Annotated in this window: 21 protein-coding genes; 7 read left to right on the forward strand and 14 right to left on the reverse strand. The window is 64.4% G+C overall.

The genetic code is table 11. The annotated features are described in order from the left end of the window. Window positions 1-12 precede the first annotated feature (12 nt). Entirely contained in the window at window positions 13-1239 is a 1227-nt protein-coding gene (locus tag CWT10_RS15410; protein ID WP_103061675.1) for an AGE family epimerase/isomerase, read from the forward strand. A 111-nt stretch (window positions 1240-1350) separates the two neighbouring features. Here CWT10_RS15410 and CWT10_RS15415 read toward each other — a convergent pair whose 3' ends face one another. From CWT10_RS15415 to CWT10_RS15440, 6 genes are all read right to left on the reverse strand, one after another. Further along, on the reverse strand, window positions 1351-2022 hold the full coding sequence (locus CWT10_RS15415) for a hypothetical protein (protein WP_128683576.1): 672 nt from the start codon (window positions 2020-2022) through the stop codon (window positions 1351-1353). Between the two features lie 220 nt (window positions 2023-2242). Then, window positions 2243-2878 carry a hypothetical protein gene (locus CWT10_RS15420; protein WP_128683578.1) on the reverse strand — a complete coding sequence of 212 codons (636 nt, stop codon included), beginning with the start codon at window positions 2876-2878 and terminating at the stop codon, window positions 2243-2245. A 76-nt stretch (window positions 2879-2954) separates the two neighbouring features. Further along, a complete protein-coding gene (locus CWT10_RS15425; protein WP_103061678.1) occupies window positions 2955-3569 on the reverse strand; it encodes an ABC transporter ATP-binding protein in 615 nt (204 codons plus the stop codon). Further along, window positions 3570-4292 (reverse strand): ABC transporter permease, encoded by a 723-nt coding sequence (locus CWT10_RS15430; protein ID WP_103061679.1) that lies wholly within the window; start codon window positions 4290-4292, stop codon window positions 3570-3572. Beyond that, entirely contained in the window at window positions 4282-5208 is a 927-nt protein-coding gene (locus CWT10_RS15435; protein WP_103061680.1) for an ATP-binding cassette domain-containing protein, read from the reverse strand. Before CWT10_RS15435 ends, CWT10_RS15430 begins: the two co-directional genes overlap by 11 nt. 784 nt (window positions 5209-5992) lie before the next feature. After that, on the reverse strand, window positions 5993-7123 hold the full coding sequence (locus CWT10_RS15440; RefSeq protein ID WP_103061681.1) for a ThiF family adenylyltransferase: 1131 nt from the start codon (window positions 7121-7123) through the stop codon (window positions 5993-5995). Window positions 7124-7945: 822 nt separating this feature from the next. Here CWT10_RS15440 and CWT10_RS15445 point away from each other — a divergent pair. Further along, window positions 7946-8383: a hypothetical protein gene (locus CWT10_RS15445; RefSeq protein ID WP_103061682.1), complete on the forward strand. Its 438-nt coding sequence runs from the start codon at window positions 7946-7948 to the stop codon at window positions 8381-8383. Between the two features lie 13 nt (window positions 8384-8396). On the opposite strand, the gene CWT10_RS15450 is transcribed toward CWT10_RS15445, so the two are convergent. The 4 genes from CWT10_RS15450 to ispF form a co-directional block, all read right to left on the reverse strand. Further along, window positions 8397-9638, reverse strand: a complete 1242-nt coding sequence (locus tag CWT10_RS15450; RefSeq protein WP_103061683.1) for a hypothetical protein — start codon at window positions 9636-9638, stop codon at window positions 8397-8399. A 77-nt stretch (window positions 9639-9715) separates the two neighbouring features. After that, a complete protein-coding gene (gene rlmB, locus CWT10_RS15455) occupies window positions 9716-10717 on the reverse strand; it encodes a 23S rRNA (guanosine(2251)-2'-O)-methyltransferase RlmB (RefSeq protein ID WP_103061684.1) in 1002 nt (333 codons plus the stop codon). Window positions 10718-10804: 87 nt separating this feature from the next. Beyond that, window positions 10805-12328 carry a cysteine--tRNA ligase gene (cysS, locus tag CWT10_RS15460; RefSeq protein ID WP_103061685.1) on the reverse strand — a complete coding sequence of 508 codons (1524 nt, stop codon included), beginning with the start codon at window positions 12326-12328 and terminating at the stop codon, window positions 10805-10807. A 31-nt stretch (window positions 12329-12359) separates the two neighbouring features. Further along, window positions 12360-12962, reverse strand: a complete 603-nt coding sequence (gene ispF / locus CWT10_RS15465; protein WP_103061686.1) for a 2-C-methyl-D-erythritol 2,4-cyclodiphosphate synthase — start codon at window positions 12960-12962, stop codon at window positions 12360-12362. Window positions 12963-13068: 106 nt separating this feature from the next. Between ispF and CWT10_RS15470 the strand changes: the two genes are divergently transcribed. From CWT10_RS15470 to CWT10_RS15480, 3 genes are all read left to right on the forward strand, one after another. Next, complete coding sequence (locus CWT10_RS15470; RefSeq protein ID WP_233187970.1) at window positions 13069-14352, forward strand: methyltransferase domain-containing protein; 1284 nt, start codon at window positions 13069-13071, stop codon at window positions 14350-14352. Between the two features lie 76 nt (window positions 14353-14428). Then, on the forward strand, window positions 14429-15880 hold the full coding sequence (locus CWT10_RS15475; protein WP_103061688.1) for a serpin family protein: 1452 nt from the start codon (window positions 14429-14431) through the stop codon (window positions 15878-15880). A 201-nt stretch (window positions 15881-16081) separates the two neighbouring features. Continuing rightward, window positions 16082-16531, forward strand: a complete 450-nt coding sequence (locus CWT10_RS15480; RefSeq protein ID WP_103061689.1) for a GNAT family N-acetyltransferase — start codon at window positions 16082-16084, stop codon at window positions 16529-16531. Between the two features lie 34 nt (window positions 16532-16565). Here the strand turns inward: CWT10_RS15480 and CWT10_RS15485 are convergent, their stop codons facing one another. The 4 genes from CWT10_RS15485 to CWT10_RS15500 form a co-directional block, all read right to left on the reverse strand. Then, window positions 16566-17237, reverse strand: coding sequence for an HAD family hydrolase (locus CWT10_RS15485; RefSeq protein WP_103061690.1), 672 nt, complete (start codon window positions 17235-17237; stop codon window positions 16566-16568). A gap of 3 nt (window positions 17238-17240) precedes the next feature. After that, window positions 17241-17741 (reverse strand): hypothetical protein, encoded by a 501-nt coding sequence (locus tag CWT10_RS15490; RefSeq protein WP_233187971.1) that lies wholly within the window; start codon window positions 17739-17741, stop codon window positions 17241-17243. Further along, window positions 17741-18535, reverse strand: a complete 795-nt coding sequence (locus CWT10_RS15495; RefSeq protein WP_103061691.1) for an HAD-IIB family hydrolase — start codon at window positions 18533-18535, stop codon at window positions 17741-17743. Before CWT10_RS15495 ends, CWT10_RS15490 begins: the two co-directional genes overlap by 1 nt. 1588 nt (window positions 18536-20123) lie before the next feature. Continuing rightward, window positions 20124-20786: a DUF417 family protein gene (locus CWT10_RS15500; protein ID WP_103061692.1), complete on the reverse strand. Its 663-nt coding sequence runs from the start codon at window positions 20784-20786 to the stop codon at window positions 20124-20126. A gap of 359 nt (window positions 20787-21145) precedes the next feature. Between CWT10_RS15500 and CWT10_RS15505 the strand changes: the two genes are divergently transcribed. Both CWT10_RS15505 and CWT10_RS15510 read left to right on the forward strand, forming a co-directional pair. Further along, window positions 21146-21538, forward strand: a complete 393-nt coding sequence (locus CWT10_RS15505) for a hypothetical protein (RefSeq protein WP_103061693.1) — start codon at window positions 21146-21148, stop codon at window positions 21536-21538. Between the two features lie 109 nt (window positions 21539-21647). Further along, entirely contained in the window at window positions 21648-22958 is a 1311-nt protein-coding gene (locus CWT10_RS15510; RefSeq protein WP_103062545.1) for an ISL3 family transposase, read from the forward strand. Window positions 22959-22985: the final 27 nt, after the last annotated feature.

The following is a 22985-nucleotide window of genomic DNA, read 5'->3' on the forward strand; positions in this document are numbered from 1 at the left end:
GAGGAGGACTCGATGACCACGCTCATGACCCGCCAAGCCTTCGATGCGCAGACCTGGAGCCTGCTCGCCTTCGGAAAAGGATCCCACACCGAACACGGATTCGGCTGGCTCGACGACGTCGGCAACATCGACGCCGAGCGCGGTGTGCAACTGTGGATCACCGGCCGCATGACCCACTGCTTCGCCCTGGGTCATCTCATGGGCGATCCGGACTGCACCGTCCTGGTCGCGCACGGCATCGACCGTCTGTTGGACGGGCCACTGCGCGACACCGCCACCGCGGCCTGGCTCTCCGCCGTCGACCTTGACGGCACGCCCCAGCCGGGAGCACTGCTCGCCTACGACCACAGCTTCGTCATACTGGCTGCCGCCTCCGCCCTGCTGGCGGGCGTGCCGCGGGCGCAGGAACTGCTGGACGCCGCACTGGAGACCCTAGAGCGCCTGTGGTGGGACGAGGAGGCCGGCATGGTGGTGGACTCCCGGGACCGAAATAGCCTCGCCGTGGATCCCTACCGCGGCGCGAATGCAAACATGCACATGGTTGAGGCACTGTTGGCGGCCTACTCGGCCACTCGCGAGCCACTGCACCTGCGGCGGGCTGCACGAATCACGGGACGGATCGCCCAGGAGGTGGTGACCCACTCCTTCCGCCTGCCCGAGCACTTCGACGCCTCCTGGAACGCCGTCCTCAACTACAACCGAGACCGTCCCACCGACGCCGTCCGCCCCTACGGGTCGAAGGTGGGACATTGGCTGGAGTGGGCGCGACTGATGGTCCAGGTGCGCGTGGCATGCACCGCTGCCGGCATCGGCTACGACCCACTGCTGGACAGCCTCCCGACGGGCATGTACCGCAAGGCGTTGCAGGAGGGATGGGGCGCCGACGGCGAGCAGGGCTTCGTGTACACGGTGGACTTCTCCGGTCATACGGTGGTCCACGAGCGCATGTCATGGGTGCTGTGCGAGGGGATTAGCGCAGCGGAGACGCTCAGGCAGATCACCGGAGACAACTCCTACGAGCACGACATCGACATCTATGCCGCCTGGGCCCGCGAGCACCTGATCGAGGATCCCGGCCAGTGGCGTGGAGAACTCGATACCGACGATCGACCTATCTCGGCAAAATGGTCGGGCAAACCAGACATTTACCATGCACTTCAGGCGATGCTGATCGGCCGCCTGCCGATCACCCCGTCAGTCGCCGAGGGCCTGCTGACAAGCGGCGCAGCGCCGGCCTGAAGCCTCCGAACCGGCAACACGCAAAACACGACCCCCGTGTACGTTCCACGGCCCCGGGATGATCGTGGAACATACCCCAAGGTCGTGGAACGCACCGGCCCGCCGGGCCGCTCACGCCGTCGGGCCGTCTCCAATCTGCACGCGCACCCCGGTGAGCAGACCGGCGTCGTCGGCCGACAGCACCAATGCACACAGGAATGCTGCCATGGTGTGCGACCAGTAGGGCACGCGCATGCACGCGCTCGCCCTTCCCGCGGATACGTACGGCGCCCCTACCGCCTCGTGGTGCAGCTCCCAACCTGCGGCACCGGCAACCAGCGACAGCAGTCCGTCGGCGGTTTCGAATACGGCACGCACTACCTCACCGGGACTGCCGTCACGCACCTCCACGGCGATAGCCACCGAACGCGATGAGACCTCACCGCGCACCGGCAGTCGCTCCGCAATATGAGTGGCGATGTAATGGTCGTAGGCGACCCGCTCCGAGGGCAGTCTCAGCGCCAGCCCCTGAAACGTGAACGGTCCGGCATCCCGGCAGGCGGCGAAGGCGCATTCGCAGATCAGGCTGATGGTGGCGGGTGTCAGCTCCCGCGACACCCCGACCTGGAACCAGCCGACGGCGCCGTCATCGACGAACTCGTCGGCTGCGCCGCGCGGCAGGTACCACCGGCCCTCCTCAATAGTCAGGCCCACGCGGTCGGCCGGGGGCACCAGATTCAGACCCCTGATCGCCGCCTCGCCGATCAGGGCGCCATAGGCAGCATCGTCGGGAGGTGCGGTCATACCGACGTCCACACGGCTGCCAAGAACGCGAACCTCCATCTCCCTTCACCTATCGCCGGACCGACCGTTGAACCTTGACCTAAGGGTCGCGCCGCCAACACCCAGCGCTACCACTATCAGCGGAACCTCGATCAAGTGTAACCAGTCACGTCCTGTGATCGCGGCGGCGACACCGAAGACACTGGCCGAGACAAACAGGGCAATACAAACTAAATACCCCTTACTCATGGTCACTCCTAGAAAAGTGCCGGCGATCCAAGGTGTTAAAGTACGAGACTGTAGACCAGAGAATCACCGCCGCACTTCCTGTGACTACAACAGCTGCACCTAAAAAGGAGAGAATCGCGTATCCTCGCAGCGTGTTCGCAAAGCTATTGGCGAGGATGAGCGGCACAGCAAACGCCACGAGCATTGATACGGCGGGCGAACTGAACCGCGCTCCGGAACAGATCGCAATCAACGTTGAAGACGCAATCATGACGCACGTGAGCAAGCCGAACCCACAGCCTATAAGGGCCTGCACCATATTCGGATCGCGCGCAGAATAAAGCAACGCAGAGGCAATCGATACCATCGGAACGCTGAACAGCATATAGCGGGCGATCACCCCGATCAGCCTCTCCCGGACATATGAACCCAATGAAATCGGCCAAGACAGCAGGATAGGGTAGTATACCGGCGCCAGCGGATCGACGAACGGCTTCGTTAACTTCAAAACCAGCACCGGCGTGCTCACGAAATAAGCGACCGCTGCGGCAATCGAAACGCTTAGATTCGCGCCGTAACCAGAGTCTACTCCAACCAAATCAAAGAAAAGCGCGAAACCCACGTAAACCACGAAAGTCGTGAGTGCCACGTACACAATTCGGTACCGCCCCCGCCATTCGAACAGAGCTGGCGCAGCATTTGTCATTATGTTGATCCCCTTCCTGTTACATGTCGAGTGTTTCCGGTTGCAAGAATGCATAGCGTGCAGGATCATGAGTTGCGATCACGCACATAGCGCCCCCTTCAATGGAACCAGCCAACATCCCAGCAAGCACGTCGGATGAGCACTCATCCAGCCCGCCCTCGGGCTCATCAAGAAGAAGTAGCTCCGGGCCGGTGCACAATGCGCGAGCAAGAGCGAGCCGTTTCTGCTCTCCCTTAGAAAGCGACGAGCACGGCTGCTCCGCCAGCGTAGACAACCCAAACGCGGACAGCATCCGCCCGGAATCATCGGGCACCGAGAACATCGCCGCCTGCATACTCAACGTCGAAAGCGGAGTCGCTCCGGGCAGGAACACCGGCTCACCAACCTGGGCGCCGATCAGGCCCTTCGCCTCATGTGGGAGCAGCGAGTAACCATCCCGAGAAAGAACGTATTCTCCGCCCGTCGCAACGATGTGGAAGGCGAGAAGTCGAAGCAGTGTCGTCTTACCCGATCCGTTACTGCCGCATAGCAGGAGGCAGTCACCGCTTACCATGCGACGTGTGACGTTCTCAACAAGAATCTTAGAGCGAGCACAAACGCTCACCTCGTTCAAGGACAGCTCAAGCATGGTCATTCACTTCCTCCTAGAGAGCGCCATAATACCGGAAACAGCACCGATACAGCCCCATGCAAGAACAACACAGAAACTCATTGGCAACATCGCACCGTTCCGCGCTGCCACGAGCGTATCCTGAGCAGACTTGAAAGGAAGCACCGTATGGATACGCATGAGAATATCTGGAAGACCCGTTTCCGGGAATACTATCGGGCTGAACAGCATAGCGAACAGAATAAAGATCTGCGAAAGCACCTGGACTATCTCAAGCCGAAAAGTCAATGCCACGCCTACCCCAATCGACATATAGCACAGTTCGAGCGCGCAGACCGCAGTAACCAACAGGGGCCCTGGTGCCGCCTCCGCAGGACTATACCTGAGGACGCCAAGTATCGGCGTCACCGCTAGCCCTGGCAGGGATATCAAAAACCATGATAGCACCTCGATAATGAAGATACCGGCACGTGAGATCGGAAAATTAGTCAGGAATCGAAAGTAACCTTCGCCTTTCGACTCGCAAACCATTTGAGGCGCGAGGGTAACGCTAACCGCGATCACTCCTAAATGCCACACACCTATGACGTTCGACGCGTCTAACGCAGCGCCGTTCCCGACGATCATCGGGACACCCCACAACAACGCAAGACAGAAAAGCAGCTGCACCGCCATAAGCGTGGGCACTGAGTACTTCTTACGCAACAATGCCCATCGCAGCGCGCCAGTATACACACTAATGCCCATGATAATCCTCTCCACGAGCCAGCTCGTCATAGAGGGCTTCAAACCCAGGCGTGCGTGATATTTGAATTACCGTGTTCCTGCCTTCTTCGCCGTCATCCATAAGTAGGCCGATCACGCGCTCAACATGCTGCCGTGGCACCACAAGTTGGTTTCCATGCAGACGCACACGGTCAAACCCGAGCTTCCCGACGAGCGCCTCTAGTTTACAACTGCCTTGGACATCAACGTAAACGTTGTTGCCGTGGCTCGACGCCCGGCTCAAACTCGAACCGTCATAGACCACACTACCATTGCTTAATACAACCTGATGATCCGTGTATTGTGACACCTCTCCGACGTTGTGTGTAGACACAATGTACGAACGGCCACCCGTTGCCTGCTCTCGGATATAGCTCCATAACAATTTGCGCCGCCGCGGATCAACGTCATTTGTGGGCTCATCTAGCAACGAGGTCCGGGCCCCTTGGCACTCACACATACAAAACGCAACTAATCTCCTTACTCCACCGGACAACTCTTCCGAACGCACGTCGGCGTACTCTGAAATCTCAAAGTACTCGAGGAGAGTGTTCGTGATACGATCCGCCGCGGACTGAGACGCTCCCCTGATCTCGGCTGCAACGCGGATCGCCGAACTCGGAGTTACACCTTTAAGCGGTGCATGCATTTGATCCATCGTTGCAGTACATCTACGTGCCAGCATGGGCGTCAGGTCGACTCCATCAAATCGAACCACACCTGAACTCATGGCCAGCGATCCATTGATCACGCCCATTAGCGTTGACTTGCCAGCACCATTGTGACCGGTCAATCCGAGGACTTCACCCGTATCTAGGATCAGGTCTATCCCCCTCAGTGCAGGGTATGATGATCCCTTATAATACTTGAACAAATCACGTACTTCAATGGCACCCATGCTATCCCCCTCGTCAAACCGTCCGTATGACGAATAAACCGACGTATAGGATGGACACAATCAGGTCGATGAGCCCACCTATCGCCGCGATGGTTCGGCTATTGGGAAGAATCCCCTCAGGACGGTCTGTAAGCACGTTGAGGAACAGGCGTACGTCCCGAGACTTGAATAGATTGAATTGCCATAAAATCCGGTACAGAGTCACTGACGCAAGCAATGAAGCAAATTCGCAACGTGAAATATGAGCGAAAGCCCCCGCTGTTGCGCAGAGTAAGATATCGAAGTAGACCCCGGATCCTATCGCGAGCAGGGCCTCATGTTTACGCCACGCAAGAACGTGATTCAGGTTCGTGCGCATTCCATTGCCCTGCCGTCTGACATGCCGCCACGATGTGTTCCCGAGATATACATGAAGACTCTCATGCACGAAGGATGGCAGGATGGCGCATATCCCGATCAGTGTGAGATTAACCAAAAGACCAGTGTGGGCGACACGCCAGCTGGTTCCCGGTGTAAGAGTATCAGTGGTCGATACGATCAAGATAATACATGCCGTGCCAAGCACGGCGCCCGCCTCCAACACCGTGCCGATTACACGTTTAGCCCGTCGGGGATGGCTATCTATGTCAGCAGACCGCTTCCATCTATCAGGGATGACATCATTAAGCAGTTCCTCGTCGTTCAGCCCCGTGCTAGGGAGGGTCAAGACTAGGGGACGCTCGGGACCGCATACGGCAACAATTCGTCCATCTCGTAGGCGACGTGTGCGCATCTCGCAGTTCCTTTACACTTGATATTGTGATAACGCTGGCCAACGCCCGTATTCACCATCACCGCATGTTGGACACTCAGAGTCCTTAGGCCAAGGATCGTGGCTGAACGCCGAGTACGAGAGGTAGTCCAACTCATATTGTCTCCCCAAGGTCATCGGCTCGGTGTATCCGGTAAGGACGCGGACGGCTTCGTCCACCATTGTTAAAGCTACGTTCCAAATTGCAGGCCCATATGCTATAGTGGGCGGCGCGAATTCCGCGTTATGGAATCCCTTGAATTGTGAGTCGAATAGAGGGTCGTTCTTAGAGTAGTACAAGTGTAGGCAATCAAAACACCCGGTTTTCTTCGGGACAACGGTAAAGACACGTCCGTGAGTGACCTGTGTCGCGCCGAACACACACGGTAGGTCGGCGTCCACGATCGCCTTGTTCACCCTTCGTTGTGCAAGGAACGGAGGTTCATCGAGGGCACAGATAACGATATCTGCCCCCTTCATGACTCCCGTAAGGTCTTCAGCGCTGGATATCATTTTATCGACCGCGTGAACAGCGATATATGGATTCATCGCTTCGATGGCTTTTTTGGCGCTCTGTACCTTACTGTTCCCCAATTCGTCACTGCGATATAGGAATTGACGTCCAAGATTAGATTCCTCAACAACGTCATAGTCCACGATCGTCATTTCTCCAAATCCGACGCCCGCTAGCAACGTTGCGATATTAGAACCGCCGCCTCCTCCGCCGAGCAACAAGACGTGCGACGCCATGATGTTCCGTTGATACTGCTCGGCGTTGTTTGTTGAGTTCCCGGGCACAGCGGCAAAGTACTCGACATTAGGACGGTACCGTGCAGGTATCTTGTCATCGGGGCGATATCCCTCGTCAAGAAAGCCCCGTTGATCGAGCATATCTAAGCCAGCTTTGACATCCCCTTCGGTTAGCTCGGGATGCTGAGCAAGCGTGGACTCGATGACCAATTTCATCTCGCGACCGTCGAGATTGGAGACCAGATCCCACATCTGGTTTTTGGGATCGGTAAACTGTGCGGTGATCCCAAGCTGCGCACCGATCCTGAAACGTTCGGCATCGACACGATACACGGGCAAGGATCGTTTTATGATGGGGCGTTGATATGATGCCATGCTTGTTCCTTTCGATGCTGTGTTGGGGGCACGCCGGGTGACGCGCCCCCAACACAGCGTCCACTAAGTGGTCTCTATCAGAAGATGATCCACCAGACGGTAGCGGCCTCAACCTCGTCGGCAAGCTCGACTTGAACTTCCATCGTATTCACCTCCTTTCACTCATGTTTTCCTTTTAGGTTCCGAGAACGGCGATAGTGGTACGATGTAATTAAGGCTGCCCTAAGCGCGACCGACCGGGTAGCTATCGGTTCATGAGTGTACTGTTGCTGTGGCATCTTCGCCGTCCAGCCATTAAGGGTGAAGATTTAGCCATACCGGTACGCCATTCGTCGGCTCGATCAACCTTTCCTGTTATCGAAGCGCAACGACATCGACAAGAAAACCAGTGACTCGAGTGCCATTTCGGCTCGCATGCGCTCGCCGATTCTATGTTGATCCAGGCGTCACCATTCCGCCCCATGTACGTGGTAGGGGCTGGCGCCGACCTTAGCATCGCAGCCAGCAGGTTCTGTAACCACTGATAGCTATACCAAGATCGTTGACACCAAGGGGGTTGTCTCCTACGAAGTTCATTGAGGTGGTTCCTTCTGTCAGGGCTCTTGGGTACATCTAACACCTTCGGTTGGTTGGTGTCAAGGAACCGATGCGGCTCATCTGAGGTGCCGACGAAAGTGGTTCGGTGAATCATCCCGGGTTTGCTGCAGGGGCTCGGCAAAGTCGTTGGCTGGGTGTCGGGCTGGTCGTACACCGAGTGCCCCAAGGCCTCGGGCTGCCGGCCAGGCGGTCTTAGGAGCGGGTTTCCATCAGGTTGGCCGTGTAGTGGGTGCGGCACCGCCGCGTCAGGAGGCTCCGGGCAGGTTCGCGGCTGCCGCCTCATCCAGGCCCGTGTGGGCACTGAACTGCACCGAGGCCGGTGATCTGACCTGGTGCACTCCCACGGGCGCCCGCTACCAGCGCAGCCCGGACGGGAGCCTCACCCTTCTGCCCCACAAGATCGGACCACGCCAGCTGACCGTCCCCGCCCAAAAGGTCCCCGACCGCCTCGCCGCGGCCGTCGACGACGGCGTCCTGGATCGCCTCCAACACGGTCTCGACCTCAATTCCCGAGACGCCACCCGTCGCGGCGAGCCCCCACGAGTCACCAGCCGCGGTCCCCGCCCCGGCCAGCCCATTGGCGCTTTCGAGACCACCGCCTACCCGGAGGCCCTGCACGAGCTCGCTCTGGCTCCGTTGCTCGACGAAATCCCGCCTTTTTAGCCCTTACCCCCGGTCAGGCCCCGAGCTCCTCGGCCACCAGCGCCATCTCCTCATCCGCACGGCGCCGCAGCTCCCGATGCCGGGTCCAAGACGCCAGCGACACCTCGGCGACGGCGTCCGCCACCATGACAATGCCCGTCGTAAGGAATCCACGATGCAGCACCCCGGTGCGGCCCCGACGGCGCACCGCCGCCACAACCAGCCCGCCACCGATCCCGGCTTCCAGCAGCGCGCCAGCACGCATGATCCAGGGCTTGTCCGTGACAAGGCGGACATAGGCCTGCCAAGAGGCCGAACCGGGAACCGAGGGATCCTGCAACATGAGCCCGACCGAGCGCCCCACGGCATTGGACAGCCCGCGCGGCTCATGCACCACCGCCCCGGGAGCCTCCGCGGGTGCTAGGCGTCCGGCCAGAACGAAGGCCACCCATTCGGGCAGGCCGAGTGCGTCCACCAGGGCCACCAGCCCGTCCAGCCCGGGCGTGGAAAAGGCCTCCGCCACCGCCTGGGCATCCGCGCCCGGAACCGCCTCCGCCACCCGGGAGACATCGGTGGAGTCGGTGAGCAATTCCTCCACCAGGGCGCGCAGAGCCGGACCGGGCTCGGCCACACCGCCCCACACGTACTTCGAGGTCATGCCCCAGGAGAAGACCGCATCGTCCTCGCTCTCCCCGGTGGTCACGGCGCGCACGGAGATATCACGTGTATCCACGCTCAGCACCAGGGCAGGCAGGGACTCCTCATCCCAGCCGAAGGTTCCCAGCTCAAAGCCCTCACCGGCATACATGACAATGCGCCGATCCAGCGCGGGCAGGGAGGCGACGGCGAGCGGACGCTCCAGCAGAGTCGCCTGCAGCGGCGCCATGTAGGCGCTGAGCGGAGAGACGACCACGGTGCGGGATGCGTCCGGCGACTCCGAGGCCACGGGCGGCAGCGCAACGCCGTCGGGAAGGGCGTTGAACGAAGCCGGGCCGATGGTGACGTCGCCGGAGAACTCGCGAGCGAGGGACTCCACCAACTCGCTAATGCGTATTCCTGCGATCACGCCGCCGCGTGTGGGCGGGGTAACGGCCACACGCCCGTCGGCGTCGGCCAGCAGGGTGAGAGACAACAGGTGCGGAGTCGCGGGATACCACTCGAGGCGGGCGACCACTCGCTCCGCCTCGAGGCGCGCGGCAACCGCCTCCGGCTGGATTCCAGGCACGACGAGCACACCCTCCGTGCGGTTCCAGCGTTTTGCGGGGTCCTGAGCCATGAAGGCCTCCTAGTCCGATGGTGGCAGCCATCGTCCGCCGGCCCGTCCGTGCGACGGGCGGGGACGTCACCATTGTGTCAGCATAGAGGGTCCGGGGCGGCCCGGCGCCGCAGCCGGTCGACCTCGTACAGGGCGATGCCGGTGGCGACGGCGGCGTTCAAGGACTCCACCGTCCCGGCGATCGGGATGGACACGAGCAGGTCACAGGTATCGCGCACGAGCCGTGATAGCCCGCTGCCCTCCGCACCGGTAACCAACACCAGCGGGGAGTCCGCCAGATTCAACTCCTCCACCGGCGTCGTGGCCCGCCCATCCAGACCGACCACGAAACAGCCCCGCCTCTTCAGACCCTGCAGACTGCGTACAAGATTCGTCTCCCGGGCCACCGGCACCCGCGCCGCGGCACCCGCGGAAACCTTCCAAGCGGTGGCGTTCACGCCCGCCGAACGGCGCTCCGGAATGATCACACCATCGGCGCCGAAGGCTCCGGCCGAGCGCAGCACAGCACCCAGGTTGTGGGGGTCGGTCACCTGGTCCAGGGCCACCAGCAGAGGGGTGCGGCCGGCGTTGTGGGCGCGGTCCAGCAGGTCTCGGGCCAGCACGTACTCGTAGGCTGGAACCTCAATGGCGACTCCCTGGTGGACGGCGCCGTCGGTCAGCGCCTCCAGATCCAGCTTGGTGGCCTCGATCACGGGCGCGCCCACAAGCGCCGCCCGCCGCACGACGGCGTTCATGCGGTCGTCGTCCTGAGCGGAGGAGGACATGAACACGCGGGTTATGGGCACGCGGGCGCGGGCGGCCTCCGCCACGGCGTTGCGACCACAAACGATCTCATGATCACCCGGCACCCCGAAGCGCCGCCTAGCCTCCTCCAGGCGCCCGGCGTGAGTTGGCTGGGCGGCACGGGCCTGGGCCAGGGCCTTGGCCCGGGCCTTGGGGTGGCCCACACGGTCCTCGGCCTTGGGGGTGGGGCCCTTGCCCTCCAGGCCGCGGCGGCGCACGCCGCCGGAGCCCTTCAGCGGGGGCTTCTTCTTGCCCGACTTGCGCATGGCGCCGTGGCGCCGGTCATTTCCTGGCATCGCGGGACTCCTGTTCTGCTGCTGGCGGCCGGGGCCGCGGTGACAATGGGCGGTGTGCAGGTGCGGGCACGCTCCCTGGCACGGCGTTCAGGCCAGGTGCCAGCGGGCCCCGGCCGCGCCGTCCTCAACAACCACGCCGGCGGAGGTCAGTTCATCGCGCAGCGCGTCTGCGCGCGACCAGTCCTTGGCGGCGCGCGCCTGGGCTCGCTGGTCCAGCATCCCGGTCACAAGTCGGTCCAGGGCACGCACCGCGGCGTCATCCGCCCTGCCCCCCGTGCCCAACACCCGGCCGCGCCAGGGCTCGGCGAGCGGATCAAGACCGAGGATGTCCAACTGCGCGCGCAAGTCCAGGGCCGCCTCGATGACCGCCTCCGGATCCGGGGCGGATGCGGCCAGGGCCGTATTGAGGGTCTTGAGGGTCGCATGCACAACCGCCATCGCGCCAGCCAGGTTGAGGTCATCGTCCATGGCAGCGAAATACTGCGCGGGCAGGTCCCGGGAGTGCACCGCGTCGGCGGGGGCATCGACCGGACTGGGGCCGCCGTCGGCGGGGACGGTGACCTCCAGGGCGCGAGTGACGGCACCGGACAGCCGCTCCCACAAGGACGCGGCGTCGGCGAGAGTCTGCGCAGAGAACTCCACAGTGGAGCGGTGGTGAACGGTTCCTAGCGCCAGGCGCAGCACCGCCGGGTCGTAGGAGTTGAGCAGCTCGGCCACAGCCAGGGAGTTGCCCAGCGACTTGCTCATCTTCTCGCCCTTGATGGTCACCCAGGCGTTGTGCACCCAGTGGCGGGCGAAACCCCAACCGGCACCACGGGACTGGGCCTGCTCATTCTCGTGGTGCGGGAAACGCAGGTCGATGCCGCCGCCGTGGATGTCGAAGGACTCCCCCAGGTAGCGACGGCTCATGGCCGAGCACTCCAGATGCCAGCCGGGTCGACCCCGACCCCAGGGGGCATCCCAGGCGGCGTCCGCCGGCTCGGTAGGCTTGGCTGCCTTCCACAAGGCGAAATCGCGCGGATCTCGCTTATCGGCCTCCACATCCACGTCGATCTGGGAGTCGTCCTCGGTGGTGGCCAGATCGTCAACGCTCTGGTTAGTCAGGGCGCCGTAATCCGGTAGAGAACGCACATCGAAGTAGACGTTGCCGAACTCGCCGATATAGGCGTGTTCGGCCTCCAGCAGGCGCCGCACCAAGTCGATCATTTCGGGGATGTGCCCGGTGGCGCGCGGCTCGTAGGTGGGGGCCTGCACACCGAGAGCCCGGTAGGCGGCGTCGAACTCGCGCTCGTAACGCTGCGCCCATGCCCACCAGGGCACGGGCGGGCTGGCCGCCGCCGACTTGGTCAGGATCTTGTCATCAATGTCGGTGACGTTGCGGATCAGGATCACATTCTGTCCGCAGCGGGTCAGCCAGCGGCGCAAGACGTCGAAGGCGATGGCGCTGCGCATATGACCAATGTGCGCGCATCCCTGCACCGTGGCACCGCAAAGGTAGATCCTCACCGTGCCGGGTGTGACGGTGGGCGCCAATGGCACGACAGCACGGACGGCGGTGTCGTACAGGCGCAGGTTCAGCGCGGGGCGCGCATCATTGAGGTCGGTGCTCACGGCCGCAGCCTAGCGGGTGCAGCAAGCCCGGCTACACCTGCGGCACCGGCCAGACCAGGGCAGTTGCAATCGCTGCCAGCCCCTCCTGGCGGCCGAGGAAGCCCAGGTGGTCCGTCGTGGTCGCCGAGAATGCCACCGGGGCGCCGACGGCGGCGCTCAAGGCTTCGGTGGCCTCGCCCATGCGCTCAGCTACGCGCGGGCGGGCGCCGATCAGCTGAACGGCGACGTTCCCGATCTCAAAACCAGCTTCACGCACCCGCCCCGCGGTCTCGGTCAACAGCGCGGCCCCGGCAGCGTTCTTCCACTGCGGCGCGTCCGTGCCAAAGTTGGCGCCCAGGTCGCCCAAGCCGGCGGCGGACAGCAGGGCGTCGCAGCAGGCGTGGGCGACAACGTCGCCGTCGGAGTGCCCCTCCAGCCCGATCTCATCCGGCCAGTTCAGGCAGGCCAGGTTCAAGGGGACGCCGGAGCCGGCATCGGCAAAGGCATGCACGTCGGTGCCAATGCCGGTACGTGGGGTCCACCGGGCGATCTGCTCGCGGTAGGCGGCGGCATCGGCCGCCGTGAACGTGGCGGTGCCTGCCGAATGACGGGCCGTGCGCCGCACGGCGGTCTCGGAGTCGGATCGATCAGTCATGCCCCACAGTTTGCCGCATGCCGGGCCGTGAGCGCGCAAGGCCCCCTGCGCCCCGCACTTCAGCCGCCTTGACGCCGCAGCCGATCATCGCCGGACAATGCCGCCCGTGGTATCCGCACGCACACCCACCGCCACCGGCCCAGTCGACTCCACGGCGTCGCTGTGCGCGCTGCACGACAACGGCAACTGCCGCTCCTGCCCGCAGCTGGCAACACCGGCGCCTGCCCAATTAAGGCGCAAGCAGACCCGGATCGCCGCGCTGCTGGCCGACGGCGCCAACCCCGTTCCGGCCTTCGCATGGCAACCAGCCGTTGCGAGCGCCCCGACGCGGTTCCGCAACAAGGCCAAGATGGTGGTCTCCGGGACGGCCGCCGCCCCGATTCTGGGCGTGCTCGGGCCCAATGGCCGCGGCGTCGACCTGCGCAACTGTCCACTGCACGCGGCCCAGATCCAGGCGGCACTGCCCGTGCTGGCACGCACCATCACCGCGCTCGGCCTGACACCCTACGATGTGTCGGCGCGGCGCGGGGAACTCAAGCACGTGCTGCTCACGGCCTCCCCCGATGAGGATCTGATGGTGCGCTTCGTGCTGCGCACTCACCGCCACATTGAAGACCTGCGCGCCGCCCTTCCCGGCCTGCGGCGGGCGCTGCCAACCCTGGCGGTGCTCAGCGCCAACATTCAACCCGTGCACCAGGCGATAATCGAGGGCCCGGAGGAGATTGTGCTCACCGAAGACGACCGCCTGCTCATGCGATTGCAGCTGCCGATCGAGGCTCAAGGCGCGCCGGGCGCCCCCGGGACGGTGGCGCCGCGGCCGCGCACACTCGAACTTCCCCTGTACCTGCCCACGCGCTCCTTCTTCCAGACCAACACGGCCATTGCCGAGCAGTTGTATGCGACCGCACGCAGGTGGGTCGACGCCGTCCCCGGGTCCGCTGGGGAACCGCAGCGGGTGTGGGACCTGTTCTGCGGTGTGGGCGGTTTCGCCCTGACACTGGCCGCACCTGAACGGCGCGTGCTGGGGGTGGAGGTGTCGGCGGCGGCAATCGACGGGGCCCGCGCCGCAGCCCGACTGATGAAGCTGCCGGAGGAGTTGGTTCGCTTCGAGGCGGCTGACGCCTCCGTGCTGGATCCGGGTGCGGGCGCGCCGCCGGACCTGCTCGTGGTCAACCCGCCGCGGCGCGGCATCGGCGCCGAACTGGCCGCGCGCATTGAGGCCTCGGGCGTGGAGCGGGTGCTGTACTCCTCCTGCAACCCGGTGAGCCTGGCGAGGGACCTGGCGGGAATGCCGTCACTGCAAGTGCACCGAGCACAGCTGTTCGACATGTTCCCCCACACCGACCACGCCGAGGTCCTCCTCGACCTCCACCGAGATCGGTCGATATAACTACCGAGATCGGTCGAAGCGGCAGTCCTCCTTGAGAAGGATGGGGCAAGTAATGCCGGTCGGCTAACCTCGCGGCATGGTCAGCAGCGGCGCTTCATCCACTTCGGCAGCATCCAGCCCCTTGTCGGCTACACCCTCAGCACCGCCCGCTCGTACCGCCCCCGCCGGACCGGCCCGGACTGTGACCGGGCACGGCCTGTCCCGCCGCCGGGCGCTGGCACTACCACCAGCCATTGCCGCACTCGTGGCACTCGGAGGCTGCGGCGGATTCGGTGACTCCACCCAGGCCAAGGCCTACGACACCGACGCCGTTCACCGCGAGGTCCCGCTTCAGGACGCCCCCGCGGCGCCGGAGGCCGCGACCGCCTGCGCCTCACTGAGTGAGTCGCTGCTGCGCTCCCACCTGGATGCTGACCCCGCAGCCAACACTCTGGCGTGCCCCGTGGGGATGGCCCTGGCCGTCGCCCTGCTGTACGCCGGCTCCCACGCGCCCGCCGACGGCGTGGATGAGCTGCTCGGAGTGACCGCCGACGGCTCCACTGACGCCACTGCGGATACCGTCCGTGACCTAACCTGGTCAGCGCTGCAAAACGCCCTGCTGGTCTACGAGCCCACCGAGACGCAACTGGAGAACTTCGACCCCAAGGCGATCCCGGACTTCCCACTGCTCCACATCGCCAACCGGGTGCTATTGATCGATGACCCGCAGGTCGAGCAGAGCTACCTGGACGCCGCCCGCCAGTGGTACGCGGCCACCACCGAGCACGCCACCAGGGGCAACGCCAAGGCGACTCTTGACGCCTGGGCCGAGCGTCATACCGGCGGACTGATCGAATCCTCGGGCATTGAGATCACCGATGACACACGGCTCGTCCTACAAAACGCCCTGCTGATCGCGGCGCAGTGGGTCGGCCCCTTCGACCCCTACAACACCCAAGACAATGACTTCACCCTCATAGACGGCTCAACCGTGACCGCCCAGCTCATGCATGAAGACCTCTCCCTGCCCTATGCGCAGGCAGACCAGTGGCAGGCCGTCCGCCTGCCCTACCTGGATGAGAACGCCCGTTTAGGAATGGACGTAATCCTGCCGAACTCTGGCACCGCCCCGACGGATCTGCCCGAGGGCACCTGGGCCGAGGCCTCGGCGGCGCTGGACGCCGTCGAGCAGGACCCGGACCTGCGGCGTGAGGTGCAGCTGGCCCTGCCCACCCTCGACCTGAAGCCGGGATCCGTGGACCTACTCGCCTTCCTTGACGCCCAAGGCATTGCACTGGACTCCCTGGAGCACATCGGTAAGGGCCTGCGCGTGGACCAGGCCGTCCAACAAGTCCGACTAATGGTCACGGAGGAGGGCACCGTGGCCGGCGCGCTCACCGAAATCGGTGTGGCCGACTCCGCTGGGATACCCGAGCAGGATGAACCGATCAGTTTCATCGTCGACCGTCCGTATGTGTTGCGCATCGTCGACCAGTTGACCGGCCTGGTACTGATCGAGGGCGTGGTTATGGATCCCACCGCCGAGTAACTGCACGCCCCCGGCCACGGGGCTGGGGAGCGGGCGGCGGCGTCCAGCAGGGCGGCCTGGTCTGCACGCCCCCGGCCACGGGGCTGGGGAGCCGACAGTCGCGCCTAAACCGCGGCCGCCTCATCGGGCCGCATCCCCATCGCCGCGGGATCTACCGCTACGCTCTTCCTGGAAGTCCTCCCCGCCCCCGCAGGAGAAACAGTGAGCGTCGACGTCGTCACCCAGTCCACCCCCGAACTTGTCGAGGCGATGGAGCGCCTCATCCCCCAGCTGTCCCGCAGCGCCCCCGCCCTGACCACAGAGCAGTGCGAGGCGCTGGTCGACCAGCCGGGCGTATACCTGTTCGTCTTCCGGCCCGACGCTCCGCTCGCCGACGGCTCCACCCCCATCCTGGGGATGCTGACCCTAGCCACTTTCACCATCCCCACCGGGCTGCGCGCCTGGGTGGAGGACGTCGTCGTCGACGGCGACGCCCGCGGACACGGCGCCGGCCAGGCCCTGGTGGAAACCGCGGTCGAATACGCCCGCTCGCTGGGAGCCCGCACGGTCGACCTCACCTCGCGGCCCAGTCGCGAAGCCGCCAACCGTCTTTACCAACGCGCCGGTTTCGCCCTGCGCGAGACCAACGTGTACCGCTTCTCCGGGGAGTGACCCCGCGTTAAGTCCGGGACGCCGCGGCCCTCGCTCAGGGCTCTGCCCACAGCAGCAGGTGCGGCGTGACGGCCTTCAGGTCGGGGACGACGACGAGCCCGGGGTCGGCCGGGAAATGTTTGCGCCCGCCGATCTGAATGACCCGCAGGTCATTGGAACGGGCAGAGGCCGCACCGGTGGCGGAGTCCTCAACCACGACACACTGATCCGCAGTCAGCCCCAACAGGCGCATGCCGGCGGCGTAGGGCGCCTGGTCGGGCTTACCGGGCAGACCGTCGTCGCCAGTTATCAGGCCCACGAAGACGTTGCCGAGCGCACGAGCGACCGCCTCCACGATCGGCCGGGGCGACTGGGTGACAATCACCTGCGCCAATCCGACCTCCAGCAGAGTCTGGGTGATCCTCCGTGCACCCGGCACCAGCGGCGGATCGGCTCGGACGGCCTCCTCGACGTCGGCGGCCATGCCGGTGAAAATCGCCTCGGCGGTCGGGTGGTCGGGGCTCGGGGCCACCCCGGTAGCGGCGATGAGTTCGCGGGTGCGGCGGATGGAGGCCCCCTCCAAGGCGGCGACCTGCGCGTCGGTGACCGTCCCGCCGGCCGCCTGGCAGCGACGGCGGAACGAGGCGTCCCAGAAGGGCTGGGAGTTGATGAGTGTGCCGTCCATATCCCATAGGACGCCGCGCACATAGCGGCCGGAGTTGCTCATGTTTCATCTCCCCGAGTTGCGCCCGCCGCGGCCCTTACGCCCGTCCCGCTTGGCGCGCCTGTCCCGCTTGTCCTTCTCCGCCCGTGCCCATTCGACCCGCTCACCCAACCAGGTACGAGTCTGCCGGGTGAGCATCTTGTTGTCCTCCAGCAGGCCGCCGGCGCGCAACTCGGTGAAGTCGAGGTACTCAGGATTGCGAGTGCGAGCGTACTGGCGCTCGGCCTCCCTCAAGTCGGATGCATCCCGCGCGACCTGCCGCTCAATCATGTGCCTTCCCAGCAGCAGGAAGATCGCCAGTACCAACGCCACAATGCTGCCGTAGCCCTTGGTCGGCGCGTACAGCACTGCCGCCAGTACGGACAGCCCGGCCGCGGGCCCCATCATGCCGTAGGTGTAGCCCTCGGAACTGCCATCATGGCCGCGGGCCCACGCGCGGATCTTGACCCACCCGTCCGGGTCGCCTCCATTGAACCAGTCCCGCGCTCTCCCACCGAAACCGCTCATCAGTTCTCCTCCCCGAGTATCCCGTCTATCAGTTCGGCCATGGAACCCACCGAGCGTTCGCAGGCGGCCACGACGTCGGGGGGCGACCACGGCAAGCAGATGGCGTGGTCGGCGACGGCGTGCATTGGGATGTCATTCCAGGAGTCGCCTACAGTCCAGGTCTCGATGCGCTCACCCGGCAGGGGGCCGTTGGCGCCGGTAAGCAGGCCCACCAGGTCGGTCAGGCCGGCGCCCTTGGTGGCGCCAGCAGGTACGACGTCAAGGAACTCCTGGTTGCGCACCACCTCAATCCGGTCCGCCCAACGCGCGGTAAGGTCGGCGACGATGCGGTCGCGCACGACGTCGTCGCGCACGCGCATCGGCACGCCGATGAAGCGGTGACGCCGCATCTGCGCCAGGTCCATGGGCAGGAAGATCTCCAGGATGGGTGAGGTCTCGTGATAGGTGTCGGACAGGATGTGGTCGGCCTCCATAGTGGTGCCGAACACCGTGAGCCCGTCGATTCCCTGCAAGAAGACGGCAATCTCATGGGCGACGCCGTCAGGCAGGTAACGGGCGGACAGGACCTGGTAGTCGCCGTCGATCAGGACGGCGCCGGTGAAGGTGACGGCGTAATCGAAGTCAAGGCCTACGGGCGTGAGAGTCTTGCGTGTCGCGAAGACCGATTTGCCGGTGTCAACCACGAGTAGGTTCCCGGCCTCACGCCAGCGCTGCATGGCCTTCAGGTCGGCGGGATGGACGCGCCGGTCGAACAGGACCGTGCCGTCCAGGTCGGTAGCGATGAGTTGACGCAAGGCTCCTCCTGCGGGGCTGCGGTATGCGCTGGGTTACAGCTTACTGACTGCGCTCCCGAAACGCGCTGAAACACCGGCGGCAGAACCTGCCTGAATCCCCGTTCAGTAAGCTAAGACACTTGTAATCGCCACCACACTACGAGACCCACCCCGGCGCCGCCACCGGCGACCTGGAGCAGACCCCAGTACAGCGTCGGAATCCAGAACAGGGTGTGACGGCTGCGCAGGCCACGCTGGAGCTTGGCGCCCCCCCCTGTTCGACCAAGAAGCCAACCTGCTGCTGGGCCTGTTCGGCGCGGCGCGGCGCAGGCGCGCCCGGCGCGGCCTGCAACGCACCGGACTGGAAGGCCCGGGCTGGAAGCCACCGGCTTGGAAGGCACCGGGCTGGACCCGATCGAACAACTACTGCTGGAAGTCGGCAAGGCGCTGTGGCTCTTCCGGTTTGACGCTGCATTCGCCGAGTTCGGTCGAAATAACCATCGAGTTCGGTAGATATGACGATCGAGTTCGGTTGGTGGGGCTGGCGGGGTGGGGGAAGTGTCCAGATTCGGCACGAACGATGGTCCCCCGCCCGACGCCGCCCACCAGATCCGTATGATTCCAACGAAACTGAGGACGTGCGCTGGGCGGGGCGGGGTGTTCGTGCCGATTCTGGACGCTTTGGCTCCCAGGCGCCGGCCTACCGCCCTGATGCGGTGGGCACGCCAGGGCCTCTGGTCACCGGCCCCCTTTGCTCGATCGGCTGGGACGCCTTTGACGATGAACCGGGCCCGCAGATCAGCCGGGCGCACGGCTCGGCCAGGAGCGCAGATCAGCCGGGCGCGTGGCTCGGCCGGGCCCGCAGATCAGCCGGGTGCGCGGCCCGGCCAGGCGCGTGGCTCGGCCAGGCCAGCTGCTGACCACGTTCGCGGCCTGCGCCATCTTGACCGTTGACCGCGGATACGCTGGCGTCCAAGGCAACCGCACCGGTCTGAATCAGCACCCCCGCACCCGGTCCACCCAGCTGCGGTTGGACCGCCTGCCTGCCATTGGACCACCTGGCTGCGGATGGACCGTTCAGCTGCCGTTGGACTGTCTGCCTGCGGTTGGACCACCTGAAACGCACTCTCAGACGGTCCAAGCGCAGAAACGCGATCCAAGCGCAAAAGCCCGGTCCAACCGCAAGAACGCGGTCCAAGTACGCGGCCGGCAGCCGACCGGCCCACACCCACAACCCCCAACACCCTCAAACCGAAAGAGCCGGTATTACTCCAGCTTCCGGACGGGCCAGGAAATATTTAGACACTTGCCCACCTGCTAGCTGGCGAAGCGAAATATCAGACAAGCGATCCCAATGCACGTAGTTTGGGTGTAGCCACCACTTCCAAGGGCGGAGTCCACCGCGGAACCAGCGCCCACACTAAGACCCCAGAACGGCAGTGCCAGAACACCACCGTCGGTCGCAATATTCACGCCGCCACAATAACGGAATCGCGAAATATCTGCAGCTCGGTCACGCGATCCGAAGGGGTTTGGGCGCTGTCACCAAGGCCGCTTGTCGACTCATCACGCGTCAGTGTTTATCGGCGCGTTGGCCCGGGTGGGCGCGTCAGGCCGCAACCTCGTCGCCGACCCGGGCGGCCTGCGAGTCAACCCCAGCCTTCTTGGCCGCATGACGCCTGAGCGTGGCACGAGCAGAGTCGACCAGAAGCACGAAACCCGCCCCCATCTGGATGCAGTCCTTGACCACCAGGCGCCCGCGGGCTGACAGGTAAGGGAATCCGAGGTCGGCGTCGGCCATCCCCTCAGCGGGTGCGGATACCCATGTCTCCGGCGTGGTAACCAAGAACGACAAGGTAATGAAGGAAAAGCCGATGACTCCCAGCGCGCCGAGCATACCCAGCTCCGGGCGGATCCAATGCGCCGCCAGCAGCAGGCCGATGCCGACGATCGTGACACCGATGAAGATCGCTACAGGGTAGGTCGCGTTGGCCTCGTGCCAAGCGCGGTTGGTCTCATTGAGCACGCCCTCGGCGTTCATATGGGGCTTATAGCCGTCAGGGTCGCCGATCATCCACCGCATGAAGGGAGAGTTAGCGACGAACGGGATAATTCCGTCCGCCTCGTACTTGAACCACTTCAGTCCGCCGATCCACACAAAGACGATGATCACGCCGACGCGAAGCAGCGTCATACCCAGACGGTCCAGGGCGGTGACACGTCGCGCAAAGGATTCGATAAGACCGGTACCGGCGGCAGTTCCAGCAGTCATGACACAACTCTTTCTGTCGTCGAAATGTCTCACGAAAGACACGGGCACACTTATGGGAACCCATGCCCTTGGGCGAGCCTAAGGCTAGAGTGCAGCACGCTGCGGCGCAACATGCGCGAGGTCGCGCCGCTGTGGTCTAAGCCATCTATGCCGCCTTGTCCCGCCAGCACACGGTGACGGTGCTCGCCGGGCTTCCCGACCCGCCGCGCCCTGGTAAGCCTGGCCCAGTGCCCTGGACGCCCGAATCGCGTGGCGGACGCGCATCCACACCGGCACCGTCGATACCTACGGGCGAGAATCATGACACTAGTCACACCACACGGGAGACCCAGGACACAACCGCGGCTACCATCAAGTACATGAACGAAACGCCGCTCGAGAGGCGAAGGCGCCAGCACCTCGAGCTCCTTGTCAGGGATTACGAGCAGGCCAGGGACGATGAGCGGCACGCCCTCGGCATCCAGATCAATATACTTGGCATGGCAATAGCGGCTCTTGCGGCGATGATCGCCGCCGCATTCGCCATCGGGGTTGAAGGCGAAGCGATGGGGAGCGGCTACGTCCTGATAGGGTTCTACGGGGTCATGCCGGCCCTGCTGCTCCTCCCCGCACTTGCGGCTCTGTGGTTTGCGCGTCACGCGGTAATTCGCGGGTTCTACATGCGCGCACTTGAACGGAAGATCCGAGAGCAGGCCGGCTTTAGCGGCTCCCCTGGCACTGGGGCCACGCCTTATAGGGCTCTTCGTGTTTGAGGGTGTGGTGGTGGGGTAGTCGTGGGTGCGCGTGTCGCAGGGGCGGGTAGGGGTCGAGGTCCCCGATGATTGGTGGTTGCTGAACACCACCGATCACGGAGACCTCGACATGGCCGAGACTACCTTTGCTGCCCCTGATTTTGCTAGTTTCCTGGGCCTGGACGCGCTGGGACTGACTGTCACCGGCATGCGCATAGATGGCGGCGGTGCACTGGTGGAGTGTCGGCTGCAGGTCTGCGAGGAGGATGCGTTCTGCCGGGTCTGCGGGGCCCAGGGCGCCCCGGTGGGGACCGTCGCGAGGCGGCTGGCGCATGTTCCGGTGGGCTGGCGCCCAACCCACTTGCTGGTGCGGCTGCGCCGGTGGCGCTGCCAGGGCTGTGGGCGTGTGTGGAGGCAGGACGCGTCTCGTGCGGCCGCCAAGCGGGCGAGGCTGACCTTGGCGGCCAAGGAGTGGGCGATCCGGGCCGTGGGGGTGGAGTTCATGTCCATCTCGCGTGTGGCGGCAGCTCTGGGGGTGTCCTGGCACACCGCCAATGAGGCCGTCCTTGAGCGGGCCAAGGACCGCTTGATCAATGATCCTGGACGTCTGAAGGGTGTGGAGGTCATCGGGGTGGATGAGCATGTTTGGCGGCACACCCGCAAGGGCGACAAGTACGTCACCGTCATCATCGACCTTACACCCGTGCGCGACCGTACCGGCCCCTCCCGCCTGCTGGACATGATCGAAGGCCGCTCCAAGCAGGCCTTCAAGCAATGGCTCCAGGAACGCGACGAGGACTGGCGCAGCCGGATCGAGGTGGTCTCGATGGATGGGTTCGCGGGCTTCAAGACCGCCGCCGCCGAGGCCCTACCCGGCGCGACGGAGGTCATGGACCCCTTCCACGTGGTCGCGCTGGCCGGGGACAAGCTGGATGAGTGCCGCCGCCGCACCCAGCGCGAGACCACCGGGCGGCGGGGCCGTAAGGACGACCCCCTGTACAAGGCCCGCAGGCTGCTGCGCACCGGGGCGGGCCTGGTGAGCGACAAGGGCTGGGAGCGTCTCGAACAACTGTTCGCCGACCCCCACAACACTCCGGTAGAGATCATGTGGGGCGTGTATCAGAAGATCATGGCCGCCTACCGCGCCAAGGCCCCCGCCCAGGGCAAGACCCTGATGGAGAAAGTGATGCAGACCCTCACCACCGGCGTGCCTGACGCCCTCGAAGAGCTGAAGTCGCTGGGCAAGACCCTGGCCCAGCGGCGCGAAGACATACTCGCCTACTTCGACCACCGCGGCACATCCAACGGACCCACTGAAGCAGTCAACGGCCGCCTGGAGCACCTACGCGGCATCGCCCTGGGCTTCAGGAATCTGACCAACTACACCATCCGCAGCCTCATCCACGCCGGAGGCTTCAGACAACAGCTACTACACCCCTAAACGCGAAGAGCCCCTTATAGCCTGGTC

It is taken from the genome of Actinomyces qiguomingii (assembly GCF_004102025.1).
In the GTDB taxonomy this organism is placed as follows: domain Bacteria; phylum Actinomycetota; class Actinomycetes; order Actinomycetales; family Actinomycetaceae; genus Actinomyces; species Actinomyces qiguomingii.

What these genes read in the sequence shown, in the direction of transcription:
- CWT10_RS15410 (WP_103061675.1), top strand. Translation starts at nt 13, where the DNA reads ATGACCACGCTCATGACCCGCCAAGCCTTCGATGCGCAGACCTGGAGC.
- CWT10_RS15415 (WP_128683576.1), bottom strand. Translation starts at nt 2,022, where the DNA reads ATGACCGCACCTCCCGACGATGCTGCCTATGGCGCCCTGATCGGCGAG.
- CWT10_RS15425 (WP_103061678.1), bottom strand. Translation starts at nt 3,569, where the DNA reads ATGACCATGCTTGAGCTGTCCTTGAACGAGGTGAGCGTTTGTGCTCGC.
- CWT10_RS15430 (WP_103061679.1), bottom strand. Translation starts at nt 4,292, where the DNA reads ATGGGCATTAGTGTGTATACTGGCGCGCTGCGATGGGCATTGTTGCGT.
- CWT10_RS15435 (WP_103061680.1), bottom strand. Translation starts at nt 5,208, where the DNA reads ATGGGTGCCATTGAAGTACGTGATTTGTTCAAGTATTATAAGGGATCA.
- CWT10_RS15440 (WP_103061681.1), bottom strand. Translation starts at nt 7,123, where the DNA reads ATGGCATCATATCAACGCCCCATCATAAAACGATCCTTGCCCGTGTAT.
- CWT10_RS15450 (WP_103061683.1), bottom strand. Translation starts at nt 9,638, where the DNA reads ATGGCTCAGGACCCCGCAAAACGCTGGAACCGCACGGAGGGTGTGCTC.
- rlmB (WP_103061684.1), bottom strand. Translation starts at nt 10,717, where the DNA reads ATGCCAGGAAATGACCGGCGCCACGGCGCCATGCGCAAGTCGGGCAAG.
- ispF (WP_103061686.1), bottom strand. Translation starts at nt 12,962, where the DNA reads ATGACTGATCGATCCGACTCCGAGACCGCCGTGCGGCGCACGGCCCGT.
- CWT10_RS15475 (WP_103061688.1), top strand. Translation starts at nt 14,429, where the DNA reads ATGGTCAGCAGCGGCGCTTCATCCACTTCGGCAGCATCCAGCCCCTTG.
- CWT10_RS15485 (WP_103061690.1), bottom strand. Translation starts at nt 17,237, where the DNA reads ATGAGCAACTCCGGCCGCTATGTGCGCGGCGTCCTATGGGATATGGAC.
- CWT10_RS15490 (WP_233187971.1), bottom strand. Translation starts at nt 17,741, where the DNA reads ATGAGCGGTTTCGGTGGGAGAGCGCGGGACTGGTTCAATGGAGGCGAC.
- CWT10_RS15500 (WP_103061692.1), bottom strand. Translation starts at nt 20,786, where the DNA reads ATGACTGCTGGAACTGCCGCCGGTACCGGTCTTATCGAATCCTTTGCG.
- CWT10_RS15505 (WP_103061693.1), top strand. Translation starts at nt 21,146, where the DNA reads ATGAACGAAACGCCGCTCGAGAGGCGAAGGCGCCAGCACCTCGAGCTC.
- CWT10_RS15510 (WP_103062545.1), top strand. Translation starts at nt 21,648, where the DNA reads ATGGCCGAGACTACCTTTGCTGCCCCTGATTTTGCTAGTTTCCTGGGC.